This is a genomic window from Pseudalkalibacillus sp. Hm43 (genome assembly GCF_054170705.1).
The window spans coordinates 1,473,209-1,485,972 of sequence record NZ_CM135129.1 but is presented as its reverse complement, the minus strand read 5'-3'; the positions used below and the strand labels follow the sequence as shown (position 1 = coordinate 1,485,972).

Below are 12,764 nucleotides of genomic sequence, written 5' to 3'. Positions count from 1 at the left end.
TTTTTTAAGTAGAACAATATGTAAAGGAAGGGATTACAACGACCGATATATAGGATAGATGGACTATACATAAAATGAGGTGGACGTGTTGGAACAAAATTCTTTACAGCTTGAAGCTCTGAAGCAGAAGAACAAAATCATGTTGATCATTTCAGGCCTATGTACGATTCTAGCGACCGGAATCGACATTAGCTTGAAAGCACCACTCATGAACATTTTGATTATCTTCATAGGTGGTACCATTTTGACGGGAATCTTAGCCTTCTCGCATTTCAAAAAGAAATTCATTACCTTAGCGCCTTACATAGGAGTTATTGGTTTAAGTGCAATTCTCGCTACCATCATGCATGCAAACCCTTCGGATCAAAATGCATTTCTCGTGTACTTCCTGTTGGCTTTTTCTATTTTATATCTGGATCGCAAAGTCTTTTTTGTTGGGACCACCCTTGCGCTTGGACTCGTTGTATCCTATTACATGATGTATGGAACGACGCTTGAGACGACGCTCGGAAAAACGTTGCTCGTCATGATTCTCGTTCTGGTCGTGTTCTATTTGCAGTTGGCGATTGCAAAGAATATGAACAATAAGATGGAAACACTCCAAAGTGAAGTGGAAGAGCGTCTAGAACGTGAGCAATCCAGTCGTCAGATGCTTGAACAGAAAACGAAGTCCATTGCGGTTGAACTTCAGAACCTGACAAGTACGAGTGAACACAATCAACATTCCTTCAATGAAATGAACATCGCAATCCAAGAGATTGCTTCCGGTACACAATCACAAAGTGAAAGTGTCAGTGACATCATGAGCTCCATTGAAAGTACGAACGAGCTCGTCAACCGGATGCTTGCAAGTGCTGAAGTGATTTTAGAGAAAACGGAACAAACTGGTGAAAGTTCTTCCCATGGAACAGCTCGAGTCGAACAATTACATAAGCAAATCACCGAGTTTAAAACACTAGTTTCCGCAATGGCAGAAGATATGAACATCCTAACAAAGCATGTCGGAGAATCCGTATCTTCCTTGAACTCAATCCAAGAAATTACGGCGCAGACGAACTTGCTTGCGTTGAACGCTTCGATTGAAGCGGCTCGTGCAGGAGAAGCTGGAAAAGGTTTTGCGGTAGTCGCATCTGAGATCCGAAAACTTGCTGACATGACGGAAAAAACAGCGGACAGTATCTCGAAGAACCTGACCGAAATCCACTCCAGCAATGGACGTACTCAGAAGCAGATGAAGAGCATTGCAACGGAGATGGAAGAGAATATCCGTGAAACGGAAGAAACGAAAGCGATTTTCGAAAGCATCAATGCTTCCATTCAAATGCTGAACACAGAAATGGCGGAGTTCCAAAGCATCGCGGAACACGTCAGCAAGGACACCCAGGATGTTGAAAGATCTGTCAATGAGTTTGCAGCAGTCATTGAAGAATCCACTGCGACAACGGAGGAAGTATCAGCATCCATCCAGCAGCACACTTCACAAAATGAGATCATCGTGAAACAGATTGAAGACATCAATGAACAAGTCGGAAGTCTTGCTGAATCTACAACGAAATAAAACTTGAGTTGAAATGTCTGTTACCTCCAGAAAACGGCCGGAGGTGGCAGGCATTTTTTGTTGACGGGACAAGTACGCATTCTGGGGGAACGATTGCGATCGTTTATAGAAAACCGAGCAAATCTAAACGGATGTACAAGCGTAATCTGCTTGTCTTCATACAATATAAAAGCATTGCCTAGTACTAACGAGAATAAAGGAGAAAAAAATGAGGAGAAAACCTAAAACAAATTATTTAGAATGGTCGCAGCTTCCTTACGGAGGAGAAGAAACACCACCGAACGATGGAATCGATCCACTTGCGGAATCCTGGTCGACCTATGTCATCAAACGGAGGGGTAGCAGGTTCTTCGGTCCAAGAGGTCCACTCCAGTTCAATATTCAAAACCCGAATGACATTGATTGGGATTCAGAACTGGCGGTTGTGCAAGAGACGATGGACAATATCACCCCTGAACAAATCAAAATCGCTAAATTTTGGGGCACAGGTGTCGCAACAAAGCAATGGACCCCGATCATCGACCGCTTGATTGATACGTACGGATGCACACCACCATATGCAAGCCGAATTTTGGCTGCGGTCGAAGCAGGTCTCAATGATACTTTTGCTGTCGTCTGGTATTACAAGTACCACTGGAATGTGGCTCGTCCGATCCAGTACGATCCAGACCTTGAACCGATTCTTTGTACACCGAGATTCCCGACATACGTATCGGGTCATTCCGCTATATCTGGCTGTGCGGCAGTCATCCTGAGCTACTATTTCCCAGGTGAGTCGGAAAAACTTCATGAACTTGCTGAGGAAGCGGCCGTTTCAAGATTATATGGAGGCATTCACTTCCCGATTGATAATGAAGCCGGTCTAGTAGTAGGACGGACGATTGGAGAAGCTGTCGTAGAGCATTTGAAACGTCAGACGGATTCCAGCGGTCAACCGATCGACAAACCGTATCAGGAAGATCTCGATGCAGATCTTCGTTTCTCAAACTACGATCAAGCTTTACCATATGACTTCGAAGACACTTGCACTTCTAATCGGAAAAAACTGAAAAAACCTCGCCGTGAACGGACGCCATATGACGGACGTCCAAGACTGTTTTTTTAAATTCGTCATTCACTCTACTGCACATGTTGCAGTAGAGTTTTTCGTTGAGGGAGGAATCAATGTCTTTTGAACCGAAAAGAGACTAGAAATGTATTTCGATAGTTTAGGAGTGGATTGATAATGATGAAAACCCTTGTGATGGGTGGAACTGAGTTTGTAAGTGAAGCGGTTGCTAAACAACTGATTTCAGAAGGTCATGAAGTAGATATTTTAACAAGAGGAAATCGTAATCCTATTTATGAAGGTGTTCATGAACATCATATTTGTGATCGGAAAGAAGGACACCAATTGTTTGAGAAGTTGAATGATATCCAATATGACTATGTCTTCGATGTGACTGCATACACACAGGAGGATGTAAAAATTCTTACGAACGTATTGAATAAGGAGAAACTGAAAGGATACGTGTTTTGTAGTTCTGGGGCAGTTTACCCGCAAAGTGATGGGCATGTTCAGGAAGAAATGGCAACTGGTAATAATCCTTCTTGGAGTCAATATGGGAAAGATAAGTTTGAAGCAGAAAATTATTTGATGGAGCTATATCATGCAGAAGAATTCCCCGCAGTCATCTTCCGTCCACCATACATATATGGAGAAGGGAATAATATTTATAGAGAAGCTTTTTTATTTGACCGCATTCAAAGTGATGAACCAATACCTTACCCAGGAGATGGTACGACGAAGGTGCAATTCATCCATATTGAAGATCTAGTTAAGGGATTTAGCAGCACAATAAATCTTGATAGCTCAGTAGGTCAAATCTACAACTTATCCTTTCCAGAGGATATTACATGGATAGAGTATATAAAGACAGGAATGGAAGTGGTAGGGAATAATGCTCCCCTCGTCCAGGTATCCCATGATTGGATGGATCAAAACGGCATGAGCTTCAAAGATTTTTTCCCTTACAAGGACGAAACTTTCCTCATGTCGGTAGATAAATTACACCAATCTGGTTTGCATGTACCTTCCATCAACTTAAAAGAGGGTCTAGAAAGAGCATATCAATGGTATGTCACTCAGCAAAACAAACCGGATTTCAGGAAAATGAAAAGTATCGACAAGGTTGTTAGGTTGTGTGATTCTGGGATCTGAATCACTTACCACCAATGATGAAGTGGAACAATCAAATGATCGGAGAATATGTGGAGAGTGATTGATCATGAGCATAACCATCAAGAAACTACAATCGTACATAAAAGAAAAAGATTACAAACCTGAGCTGAAACATGGCTATTTTCAAAAGCTTATAGAAGAGGTTGGCGAGTTGTCAGAAGCCATTCGCAAAGACAAACGCTTAAAAGATGATCGTTCAATCAAAGGAACGATTGAAGAAGAACTGTATGATGTTTTGTACTATGTAACCACTCTTGCAAACGTGTATGAAATTGACCTGGAAGAATCCTTTCACTTGAAGGAAGAGATCAATAAGGAAAAGTACAAGGAGCAACATGATGCCATTACAGAATGATTTCGTAAAAAATGTGAAGTTATATTTTCAGGAGCAGGGAGAAGAGTGGCTGAACGAGCTCCCTAACCTGATTCGATATTGTGAAGAGAAATGGTCTATGGAAGTAGGGGAACCTTACGAGTTGTCCATCAATTATGTCGCTCCAGCTATTATGGATGATGGGACAGAGGTCGTTATCAAACTATGTATCCCTGGAGAAGGGTTCCACCACGAACTAGAAGCGTTAAAGCTGTTCAACGGACAAGGAATGGTACGCCTTATCGATTCTGATGCTGAAAAGGGTGTGCTCATTCTTGAAATACTAACGCCAGGTCATACGCTTGCGACGTTAGAAGATCATGAGGACACGGCTCGTATTGCGGCAAGAGCCATCAGAAAGCTGATCACACCAGCTCCAGCAAAGACTATTCTTCCAACAACGAAAGCAAGAGAAGAAAATCTCAGGAAACAAATTCGGAACCATCCGAACGGCATCGGTCCAATCCCAAGAGACATCCTAGACCGGTCACTTGATATTTTCACCTTTTTAAATGAAACAACCGAACAGCGTTACCTTCTGCACGGCGATTTCCATCATTACAACGTGCTGTCATCCGGAGACGGGGAGTGGACGGTGATTGATCCAAAAGGGTTGGTCGGTGAGATTGAGTATGACCTCATTCAGTTCATGTTGAACCGGCAAACTCAACAAAATGCATATGAAGTGATTGGACAACGGGTGGAAATCTTCACGAACGAACTGAACCTTAACAAAAAGCGCTTATTATTGTGGGGGTATGCCCATGCTGTCCTTTCGACAGCCTGGTCAGTGGACGCGAAGGATGGCAGTTACAGTGAAGACTTTTACCGTGGAATCGACATTTTTCAGTCTCTTTACCAACATCATTTCAAGAAGAGCGATATGTTCATATAACAAAAGCGAGACCCTCATGAAGGGTCTCGCTTTTTTCAATCTATCATGATGACTTTTGTAGCTGTTTGTTTTCGATCTTCTTCTCGATCTTTTCCATTTCTTTCGGATCATTGATTAATTGATTCCGATTTTGTGTCAATAGTTGTTCAAATGAAGGTTTTCGCTTTCTCATTTTCATCAACTCCTTCATTTTTAATACTACCACTTAATCTTATTTAATAATCATAATAATTATTACATTTTTGTGAAAATTCATTAACCGAAATTTAAAATAGTAATTTTCTAGGTGTTTCTGCGATTGGTATTAGAAAAAGAGTACTAGTACCAGTTACCTGTTAGTACTATTGGGGTCTCAGATAACACCGCATACATTTTATTAAAATAGTAAATTCTCTTTATTTATCGGGAAATAAAAAGGAATATGTAGAATATCGACGAATCCTCTGTCATGACCCGGAAAGTCCGACGTCTGGGAACAACAACAGAGGAGTGATTGAATGTTTAAGCGTTTCGCAGCACTTGCTGCATCAGCTACCCTGCTCGTATCGGCAGCGGCACCAGCATCAGCAGCAAATTATGAAGTCAAGGAAGCTACTTTCAACAAATCCAGTGAGCAACTTGCTCCACAGGAACTCATCGTCCATTTTAAGGATTCGGTCCTAGCACCGAATGCAGAGCAGATTGTGTCCCAATTGGGTGGAGATGTTGTTGAAACGACAGAAGACTTTGTCGTTGTTAAAGTTGACGGACAAGTCAATGAGGCATTGAAAGCATTCGAAGCAAACAGCTTAGTCGAGTACGCTGAGCCGAATGCAACGTTCCATGCGAGCTATACGCCGAACGATCCGGCTTATCAATCCCAGCAATACGCACCACAAAAGGTGAGTGCAAATAAAGCTTGGGACGTTACCCAAAGCTCTGCCAATGTAAAAATCGCCGTCATCGACACAGGCGTTGACTATAACCACCCAGATCTAGCTGGAAAAGTCATCAAAGGTTACGACTTCGTTCAAGATGACAACGACCCGATGGATGAGCACGACCACGGGACACACGTTTCAGGAATCGCAGCAGCAAACACGAACAACGGAATCGGAATGGCAGGACTTGCACCGAAGGCTTCCATTTTAGCCGTACGTGTTCTTGATGCAGGCGGAAGTGGAACGTTGGATGATGTCGCACAAGGTATCCGTTACGCAGCTGACCAAGGTGCACAAGTCATCAACTTGAGCCTTGGCGGATTGCTCGGTACTCAGACGTTACGAGAAGCAGTTGACTACGCTTGGAATAAAGGATCTGTCGTTATTGCAGCAGCAGGTAACGAAAGCTCAGCGAAACCAAGTTACCCAGCTTACTACTCTAACGCAATAGCAGTCGCAGCAACAGATAAAAATGACACAATCGCATACTTCTCGAACTATGGAACTTGGGTCGATATCGCAGCACCTGGTGTGAGCATCTACTCAACAGTCGTCGGTGGAGGCTATGAGAAATTCTCCGGAACATCAATGGCAGCACCAGTCGTTGCAGGTGTAGCTGGATTGTTGGCAGCACAAGGGCGAAGCGCTTCTGATATTCGTACAGCACTTGAAGATACAGCCGACAATGTAACCGGAACAGGCGTCCTATTCCAAAACGGACGAGTAAACGCAGAAAAAGCAGTGAATCATTAATACGGGAAAACTCCCCTCGAATGAGGGGAGTTTTTTTATAATATGAAAAACGACCCTGTCCAAATATGTAAAAAACAGGTATGATGATATGTGAGAAAATTCACATGCCTTGGGGGTTCAAATGTTTTTACGAAAGTTATTAGTCACTGTCATTACTTGTATTCTTGCATTCATCCTTATTTCAACTTATCTTGGCTTATTCATCACCTATTTTCGAGAAACAGGTTTAGAACATATTACAGACGGTTTTTCTGATTGGCTGACCCTTTATTTAATCTTTTTTGTACCTGTAATATTCGCATATGGTCTCCCGGTATCCATTCTTTCTGAATTTCTGACGAAAAAAATGAGTGGATGGAAACGTATGGCCTTCGCATACCTCATACATATTGGTTTTGCTGCTGTTACTGCGCTCTTTTGGCCCGAATATGTATTTAGCGTAGCCACAATCATAATCGCAGCTATCTTTTTTATCATAGATGAGTTGGTTTACTCGCTTCAGAAAAAGAAGAAAGTTCAATGGAAACCAATCTTATTGGCTATGATTTTACCAGCTATTATTACTGGCTTTTACATTATTCCTGCTATTAATCACGAGATCCAAACGGACCAAGAAGTGGCAAGGTTGGATAAGGAAGGGTTTCCAGAACCGGTTATCATAGTGGATGGTGAAGAATATACCGATGTAAAGCCGATGGCCTGTTGGGATAATGATGACAAAGAGCGATGTGGAAGGGACGTCTATCCACTCACCTCTACAAATCTGTATGGGTCTGAAGGAGACATTGTGGTGGAGCCAGGTGATACTTTGAACTTCACTTTCGAGAACAGTCCCGAAGAACCCGAGATTCAAATATCGTACTGGAAAAACGATGAAATTCAGAAAACGATGATTACAGATGGTCAGTGGGTAGTCCCGAACGAGCCAGGAATGTACGGTTACGGGATCAATGCCGATTGGACGGATATGAGCTTAGGATTTTCACTGAATATTGAAGTGAAAGAACAACAATAAGGGAGAGGATGACCTCGTGTCATCCTCTTTTTTCAATTTATAGATCAGTTTTCGCGTTTTCCCATAAAAATGAGAAATTATAGATCAGTTTTCGGTTATTTCCCATAAAAAGGGTGTTATTTCCAATAAAAATTGAAATTTATAGCTCAAATCAAGGTGATGATCGCTGGAACTCTGTGCGGATGATATGTCCGGAGTAAAGGATGTCCAGTCCACGTTCGAGAGAGCCTAAATAAGTAACCGAAACGGACTCTTCTTCATTTGAAAAAACAATCCGGCCATCAGGTCCAGGAAAGCTCATTTCCTGAGTTCCTTTACGTGGGCAGTTGTTGATCTTGGTGAGCAGTGTAGATACCTCTTCTTTCGTAAGCGCAACCTCTTCTCCATTCGTAGGAATCACCTTAGCTTGAGTAAACGCTTCTTTTATCAAATCTGATCGAAAAACGTGACAGCTTTTGTTCCAATAGATGCTAGCACCGAGTACGAAACCCACCAGCAATGTAAATACCACAAACTTCTTCATGCAACCGCCCTCCTTTTCTTCCGCTAAAACGTATACGAATCATCGTAACGAATGTTTCAAAACGGAACCAACGAGCTCTTCAATCGTATGTATAGTAGTTGAGAAAAGGAGCGGTACATATGAAAAAGTGGATTGTATGGACAACAATAGCCTTGATGGTGCTCGTATTCACAGGATGTAGTGACGAACAAGAGGCAGATCAACTCGTTGGAACTTGGAACGGCTCGATTGAAGTGCCCGGTCAGCCATTGAACATCATCCTCAAGTTTAAAAATGAAGATCAACTCTCAGGAACAATCTCGATTCCCGTGCAAAACGTAGAGGATTTCGAGCTCACTCAAGTGACCATTAAAGAAGGCGATGTTTCGTTCAAGATGCCGTTTTCCGGACAGAACATCTACTTCAAGGGAACGTTGAAAAACGAGAAAATTACGGGTACGTTCACACAACAAGGGAAGTCGCTTCCGTTTGAAGTGGTGAAAGGCGAACCTGAAAACGCCCAAGAGCCTGAAGAGAAAGAAGAGTTTCTAACGATTGAGACAGAAACGGGTAAACTGTATGGTTCTTTGCTTACGCCTGAAACAAAAGAACCGTCCCCGATCGCGATTATCATCCCAGGGTCTGGACCGACGGATCGCAACGGTAATTCGCCTGCACTTCCTGGTAAAAACAACAGCCTGAAGCTGTTGGCGGAAGGTTTGGCAGAGGAAGGTATTGCGAGTCTCCGATACGATAAGCGTGGTGCTGGGAAAAATGCGCAAGCGATCATGGACGAAAAGGATCTCCGTTTCGATCTTTTCATCAAAGATGCTGAAATGTGGATCGAGAAACTGAACAACGATGAGCGGTTCACGGACATCTACGTAATCGGCCACAGCCAGGGGTCGCTCGTTGGCATGGTGGCGGCTCAAAATTCGGAAGCAGATGCGTTTATTTCCATAGCGGGAGCGGGCCGTTCGATCGATGAAGTTTTAGCGGAACAGTTGCAGACCTTACCGGATGATCTCAAAAAAGAAAGTGAGCAGATCCTGGAATCGTTGAGAAAAGGGGAGACCGTCGCCGAGGTCGACCAACAGCTCATGAACATGTTCAAACCGAGCGTCCAACCGTTCCTTATTTCTTGGATGAAATACGAACCGACTAATGAAATTCAGAAACTCGACATCCCTGCGCTCATCATCAATGGAACGCACGACATCCAAGTACCGAAGCAGGATGCGGAAGCTTTGGCAAAAGTGGATGAGGATGCGACCTTGCTTTTAGTCGATAAAATGAACCACGTGCTGAAGGAAGCGCCGGCGGATCGAGAGAAGAATATCGCGACATATTCAGATCCATCGTTACCGCTCGCAGATGGTTTGCTTTCGGGAATTCTGGAGTTTTTACAATAGGGAGGCTTTGACATTCCTTCACGGATGCCGCAGAATAGAAGGGATGAAGAGGTGAAACGTGATGGCTGAGAAAGTATCAAATACGAAATGGTTTGGAATGGCGCTGCAAGCTTTGATCGTTCTTGCTGAAGAGGATACCCTGTGTCCGAGCGGCAAGATCGCGGAGAAGCTCGAGTCCCAATCCGCCTTTTTACGTAAAATATTGACGCACCTGGTGAAGGCCGACTTGATCCAGGCGAAGGAAGGTCGTGACGGTGGTTATTCCCTTGTGAAAAAGCCGGAGGAAATCACACTTGCAGAAGTGTACGAGGCGATGAAAGCAGAGAATTCGCAGAAAGGTTTCCTCGGTGTCGAAAGCAAGGAATGCTTTGCGCCGCCGACTAGGGAAGCGCTTTTTGAACTGAAGGACGAAATGGAAAGCTGGCTCGTCGAAGGCCTGAAACAGAAGACGATCGCGGATCTCATCCGTTAAAAACGAAACTTAGAAGGTTTCGTTTTTTTCTCCAGTTAACTGTTCTTGACAAAGTTACAGTTTAGCAGATATACTGTTCCTGAAATAATTACAGTTAAAGGGAGCCAACAAACATGTCGCAAAAAACGATGAGCAAAGAAGAATATTTAAATAAAGCGAAAGATCTTAATAAAGATGCAGGAGCACCGAAAGTTCTTGAGGATACAGACTTTTTCACAGTCGCCAAAGAACGTCGTTCCGTCCGTCAATACGACCCGACGGTAAAAATTTCTGAAGAAGAAATCCGTGAATTGTTGGAGGTGGCAAGTCAGGCACCGTCTTCATCCAACCTTCAGCCATGGAGATTCCTCGTCATCCAGGATCAGGCTGCGAAAGAAGAGTTGCTTCCGATCGCGAACAACCAACAACAGGTCGTGGAAGCATCCGCAGTCATCGCTGTCCTTGGAGATCGTGAAGGCTACAAAAACGCTGAACGCATTTTCGGAGAACTCGTCGAGATGGGCCGAATGGATGAAGAGCTGAAGAACACGTATGTGAACAGCATTACGCAAGGGTACGGAAGCTTTCCGGAAGAGCGTTTATTGAAGATCGCGATGATCGACGGTGGGCTCGTTTCCATGCAATTGATGCTTGCGGCAAAAGCTAAGGGTTATGACACGGTGCCGATGGGCGGATTCGACCAGGAGAAGTTCGTCGAAGCATTCCGTGTTCCGGAGAATTTCGAGCCGGTCATGTTGATCGCACTCGGAAAAGGCGCGAAGGCTGGATTTGAGAAGAACCGCCTGCCGCTGGACGAAGTTTTACAATGGAATAAGTACTAAGTGCACTGCTGCACTTCATTTCAGCTGGGGAGGCATACTCTCCAGTTTTTTTGTGTGTTATTTTCTGTAAAAGGGGAAAGAAGATGCTGAAGGGAGAAGATTTCTATGATGATCTTTTTCGGTTTTTTGTTGTTAGGCGTCTTGTTGGTTCTGGAGCTGAAATATGGATTGATTTCGTCCAGAAAGGTCCAAAAAGGTGGCTTGAAAGGCTTGATGGCACCTAATTCTGCGCTCATTAAGTGTCAATACTGCGATACGGAGTTTTTTAGAGGGAAAAACAGCCAGGAATGCCCGAATTGTTACCGGCCGATTTGAGTTTTGAGTCCTTGTTTTAGAAAAATCGCTCCTCGTTTTAGAAAAATAGCAGTTGGTTTTACAAAAATACTACCTCGATTTACAAAAATGAGGTGCAGTCTTGTAAAAACACTGCCTCGTTTTAGAAAACAGTACGATTTTCCTACATAAATACGGAAAGGCTGCCCCATTAAGGGCAGCCCTCTTCATTTAATACTTTCGCTCTTCTACGACTTCGCGATCCTGATCCAGGATGTACAGCTTGCTCGGCTTGTTTTCCTGCGCAATCTTTTCGGCGTACTCGATCGCATCGGTTTTCATTTCATAATGATCGACCGGGGCTGTGTCTTCGATTTTCACGTACCAGCCCTGGACGTCTCTATCTGGAACTACATGATACTTCTTCATTTGTACAACCTCCTCAATGCGTCGTTATACAACACTTCCCACGAGGAGGAGCCGTCAAACGTACAATCTAATCCTGCTTTTTTCCAATGTGCCGTTTTTCATATAATGAGCACCACCAGAGAAATCCGCAACCTGCAAAAAAGACCCCGAGACCTGCGAAAAAGATCCCCAATCCAGCCAATCCACTCATCAACATCCACCTCCGTAAACAATCCGCTACCTCAATTATAAAGAAAGACCACCGCCCTCGATAGGAAAAAAGTAAAAATAAGGGTATCTTGAAGGGGGGTTAAGGTTAGAATGGTAACTAACCTAAACAAGGGAGGAAAGACAATGGAAGCGAGTATGAGCCTTGAAGAAGTTGTCCAGCAGATTTCGAACTTAGCACAAAAGGAAGGGGAGGCACCGCGCAAAAAGCAGGTGAAGAAGTCCAACCCGGAGCTGATGAGAAACGCACTGTATTATTTTCCGAATTGGGATGCCGCCATCGAGAGCAGCCAGCAGACCTGAACCCATCCTCCATACGTCAAAAGAAAAACCGAGCATTCCCCTCTAAGAGGGAGTGCTCGGTTTTGTTCGTTATTGCAATTTTTCCAGGTAAGCATCCAATTTCTTGAATTGGGAAGCGACACCTTGTTCCACGCCCATGTCGATGACTTGTTGAAGCGCTTCTTCCGTTGCAAATTGTGTACGGCTGACGAGCTTCGTCTTTCCTTCATGATCCTCGAAGTTGATTGTGATCAGCATCTCAGGCATCTCGAGCTTATTGCCTTCCTTGTCGGTAAAAGAATCCTTGTAAACGATCTTCTCTGGTGCGGAAATCTCTTGATACTCCGCCAATCCACACGATTCCATCCCGAAGAAGTCCCCCTGGTTCTTATCCACACAAGTCATGCAGTAGCGCCATTCGCCACCAGGCTTGAATTCAAACGCCATAACTTTCGTCTCCCAGCCTTCAGGGCCCCACCATTTTTCTAGATGGTCTTTTTCCGCATACGCCTTGAAAACCAATTCCTTCGGGGCATCGAAAACGCGTTCCATAATGAGATCTCGACCTTCTACACTCGTTGTAATGCTCTTTGTTACAGGATTGTTTGACATTTTCATTCCTCCATCATCT

General features: G+C 43.8%; 16 protein-coding genes. 12 read left to right on the top strand and 4 right to left on the bottom strand.

Features of this window, described 5'->3' with window-relative positions:
* The first annotated feature begins 88 nt into the window (after nucleotides 1-88).
* The 5 genes from ACXQIQ_RS07940 to ACXQIQ_RS07920 all read left to right on the top strand — a co-directional run bounded on the left by ACXQIQ_RS07940 (nucleotide 89) and on the right by ACXQIQ_RS07920 (nucleotide 5,047).
* Nucleotides 89-1,558, top strand: a complete 1,470-nt coding sequence (locus tag ACXQIQ_RS07940) for a methyl-accepting chemotaxis protein (RefSeq protein ID WP_439299300.1) — start codon at nucleotides 89-91, stop codon at nucleotides 1,556-1,558.
* A gap of 208 nt (nucleotides 1,559-1,766) precedes the next feature.
* Nucleotides 1,767-2,663 carry a vanadium-dependent haloperoxidase gene (locus tag ACXQIQ_RS07935; RefSeq protein ID WP_439299301.1) on the top strand — a complete coding sequence of 299 codons (897 nt, stop codon included), beginning with the start codon at nucleotides 1,767-1,769 and terminating at the stop codon, nucleotides 2,661-2,663.
* Between the two features lie 120 nt (nucleotides 2,664-2,783).
* Nucleotides 2,784-3,758, top strand: coding sequence for an NAD-dependent epimerase/dehydratase family protein (locus ACXQIQ_RS07930; RefSeq protein ID WP_439299302.1), 975 nt, complete (start codon nucleotides 2,784-2,786; stop codon nucleotides 3,756-3,758).
* A 67-nt stretch (nucleotides 3,759-3,825) separates the two neighbouring features.
* Nucleotides 3,826-4,134 carry a MazG nucleotide pyrophosphohydrolase domain-containing protein gene (locus ACXQIQ_RS07925; protein ID WP_439299303.1) on the top strand — a complete coding sequence of 103 codons (309 nt, stop codon included), beginning with the start codon at nucleotides 3,826-3,828 and terminating at the stop codon, nucleotides 4,132-4,134.
* Nucleotides 4,115-5,047, top strand: a complete 933-nt coding sequence (locus ACXQIQ_RS07920) for an aminoglycoside phosphotransferase family protein (protein WP_458025997.1) — start codon at nucleotides 4,115-4,117, stop codon at nucleotides 5,045-5,047. The genes ACXQIQ_RS07925 and ACXQIQ_RS07920 overlap by 20 nt, the downstream gene beginning before the upstream one ends.
* Before the next feature lie 43 nt (nucleotides 5,048-5,090).
* Here ACXQIQ_RS07920 and ACXQIQ_RS07915 read toward each other — a convergent pair whose 3' ends face one another.
* Nucleotides 5,091-5,219 (bottom strand): FbpB family small basic protein, encoded by a 129-nt coding sequence (locus tag ACXQIQ_RS07915; protein WP_226548057.1) that lies wholly within the window; start codon nucleotides 5,217-5,219, stop codon nucleotides 5,091-5,093.
* A 325-nt stretch (nucleotides 5,220-5,544) separates the two neighbouring features.
* Here ACXQIQ_RS07915 and ACXQIQ_RS07910 point away from each other — a divergent pair, with 325 nt between their 5' ends.
* Both ACXQIQ_RS07910 and ACXQIQ_RS07905 read left to right on the top strand, forming a co-directional pair.
* Nucleotides 5,545-6,720 carry a S8 family peptidase gene (locus ACXQIQ_RS07910; protein ID WP_439299305.1) on the top strand — a complete coding sequence of 392 codons (1,176 nt, stop codon included), beginning with the start codon at nucleotides 5,545-5,547 and terminating at the stop codon, nucleotides 6,718-6,720.
* 121 nt (nucleotides 6,721-6,841) lie between these two features.
* Nucleotides 6,842-7,735, top strand: a complete 894-nt coding sequence (locus ACXQIQ_RS07905) for a hypothetical protein (protein WP_439299306.1) — start codon at nucleotides 6,842-6,844, stop codon at nucleotides 7,733-7,735.
* A gap of 151 nt (nucleotides 7,736-7,886) precedes the next feature.
* On the opposite strand, the gene ACXQIQ_RS07900 is transcribed toward ACXQIQ_RS07905, so the two are convergent.
* Nucleotides 7,887-8,258, bottom strand: a complete 372-nt coding sequence (locus tag ACXQIQ_RS07900; protein WP_439299307.1) for a hypothetical protein — start codon at nucleotides 8,256-8,258, stop codon at nucleotides 7,887-7,889.
* Between the two features lie 119 nt (nucleotides 8,259-8,377).
* Here ACXQIQ_RS07900 and ACXQIQ_RS07895 point away from each other — a divergent pair, with 119 nt between their 5' ends.
* From ACXQIQ_RS07895 to ACXQIQ_RS07880, 4 genes are all read left to right on the top strand, one after another.
* The gene (locus ACXQIQ_RS07895) at nucleotides 8,378-9,649 is read left to right on the top strand and encodes an alpha/beta hydrolase (protein WP_439299308.1); all 1,272 of its coding nucleotides are present in this window, start codon (nucleotides 8,378-8,380) and stop codon (nucleotides 9,647-9,649) included.
* A gap of 61 nt (nucleotides 9,650-9,710) precedes the next feature.
* Complete coding sequence (locus tag ACXQIQ_RS07890) at nucleotides 9,711-10,121, top strand: RrF2 family transcriptional regulator (protein WP_439299309.1); 411 nt, start codon at nucleotides 9,711-9,713, stop codon at nucleotides 10,119-10,121.
* 113 nt (nucleotides 10,122-10,234) lie between these two features.
* Nucleotides 10,235-10,942 (top strand): nitroreductase family protein, encoded by a 708-nt coding sequence (locus ACXQIQ_RS07885; protein ID WP_439299310.1) that lies wholly within the window; start codon nucleotides 10,235-10,237, stop codon nucleotides 10,940-10,942.
* A 105-nt stretch (nucleotides 10,943-11,047) separates the two neighbouring features.
* Nucleotides 11,048-11,257, top strand: coding sequence for a hypothetical protein (locus ACXQIQ_RS07880; RefSeq protein ID WP_439299311.1), 210 nt, complete (start codon nucleotides 11,048-11,050; stop codon nucleotides 11,255-11,257).
* 189 nt (nucleotides 11,258-11,446) lie between these two features.
* Here the strand turns inward: ACXQIQ_RS07880 and ACXQIQ_RS07875 are convergent, their stop codons facing one another.
* Entirely contained in the window at nucleotides 11,447-11,644 is a 198-nt protein-coding gene (locus ACXQIQ_RS07875; protein WP_439299312.1) for a DUF2188 domain-containing protein, read from the bottom strand.
* A gap of 333 nt (nucleotides 11,645-11,977) precedes the next feature.
* Between ACXQIQ_RS07875 and ACXQIQ_RS07870 the strand changes: the two genes are divergently transcribed.
* Nucleotides 11,978-12,154 carry a hypothetical protein gene (locus ACXQIQ_RS07870; RefSeq protein WP_439299313.1) on the top strand — a complete coding sequence of 59 codons (177 nt, stop codon included), beginning with the start codon at nucleotides 11,978-11,980 and terminating at the stop codon, nucleotides 12,152-12,154.
* A 69-nt stretch (nucleotides 12,155-12,223) separates the two neighbouring features.
* On the opposite strand, the gene ACXQIQ_RS07865 is transcribed toward ACXQIQ_RS07870, so the two are convergent.
* Nucleotides 12,224-12,745: an SRPBCC domain-containing protein gene (locus ACXQIQ_RS07865; RefSeq protein ID WP_439299314.1), complete on the bottom strand. Its 522-nt coding sequence runs from the start codon at nucleotides 12,743-12,745 to the stop codon at nucleotides 12,224-12,226.
* Nucleotides 12,746-12,764 lie beyond the last annotated feature (19 nt).

Excerpts from the sequence above, each read along its gene's own strand:
- ACXQIQ_RS07930 (WP_439299302.1), top strand. The coding sequence starts at position 2,784 with ATGATGAAAACCCTTGTGATGGGTGGAACTGAGTTTGTAAGTGAAGCG.
- ACXQIQ_RS07935 (WP_439299301.1), top strand. The coding sequence starts at position 1,767 with ATGAGGAGAAAACCTAAAACAAATTATTTAGAATGGTCGCAGCTTCCT.
- ACXQIQ_RS07910 (WP_439299305.1), top strand. The coding sequence starts at position 5,545 with ATGTTTAAGCGTTTCGCAGCACTTGCTGCATCAGCTACCCTGCTCGTA.
- ACXQIQ_RS07900 (WP_439299307.1), bottom strand. The coding sequence starts at position 8,258 with ATGAAGAAGTTTGTGGTATTTACATTGCTGGTGGGTTTCGTACTCGGT.
- ACXQIQ_RS07915 (WP_226548057.1), bottom strand. The coding sequence starts at position 5,219 with ATGAGAAAGCGAAAACCTTCATTTGAACAACTATTGACACAAAATCGG.
- ACXQIQ_RS07905 (WP_439299306.1), top strand. The coding sequence starts at position 6,842 with ATGTTTTTACGAAAGTTATTAGTCACTGTCATTACTTGTATTCTTGCA.
- ACXQIQ_RS07925 (WP_439299303.1), top strand. The coding sequence starts at position 3,826 with ATGAGCATAACCATCAAGAAACTACAATCGTACATAAAAGAAAAAGAT.
- ACXQIQ_RS07920 (WP_458025997.1), top strand. The coding sequence starts at position 4,115 with ATGATGCCATTACAGAATGATTTCGTAAAAAATGTGAAGTTATATTTT.
- ACXQIQ_RS07885 (WP_439299310.1), top strand. The coding sequence starts at position 10,235 with ATGTCGCAAAAAACGATGAGCAAAGAAGAATATTTAAATAAAGCGAAA.
- ACXQIQ_RS07890 (WP_439299309.1), top strand. The coding sequence starts at position 9,711 with ATGGCTGAGAAAGTATCAAATACGAAATGGTTTGGAATGGCGCTGCAA.
- ACXQIQ_RS07865 (WP_439299314.1), bottom strand. The coding sequence starts at position 12,745 with ATGTCAAACAATCCTGTAACAAAGAGCATTACAACGAGTGTAGAAGGT.
- ACXQIQ_RS07870 (WP_439299313.1), top strand. The coding sequence starts at position 11,978 with ATGGAAGCGAGTATGAGCCTTGAAGAAGTTGTCCAGCAGATTTCGAAC.
- ACXQIQ_RS07880 (WP_439299311.1), top strand. The coding sequence starts at position 11,048 with ATGATGATCTTTTTCGGTTTTTTGTTGTTAGGCGTCTTGTTGGTTCTG.
- ACXQIQ_RS07875 (WP_439299312.1), bottom strand. The coding sequence starts at position 11,644 with ATGAAGAAGTATCATGTAGTTCCAGATAGAGACGTCCAGGGCTGGTAC.
- ACXQIQ_RS07895 (WP_439299308.1), top strand. The coding sequence starts at position 8,378 with ATGAAAAAGTGGATTGTATGGACAACAATAGCCTTGATGGTGCTCGTA.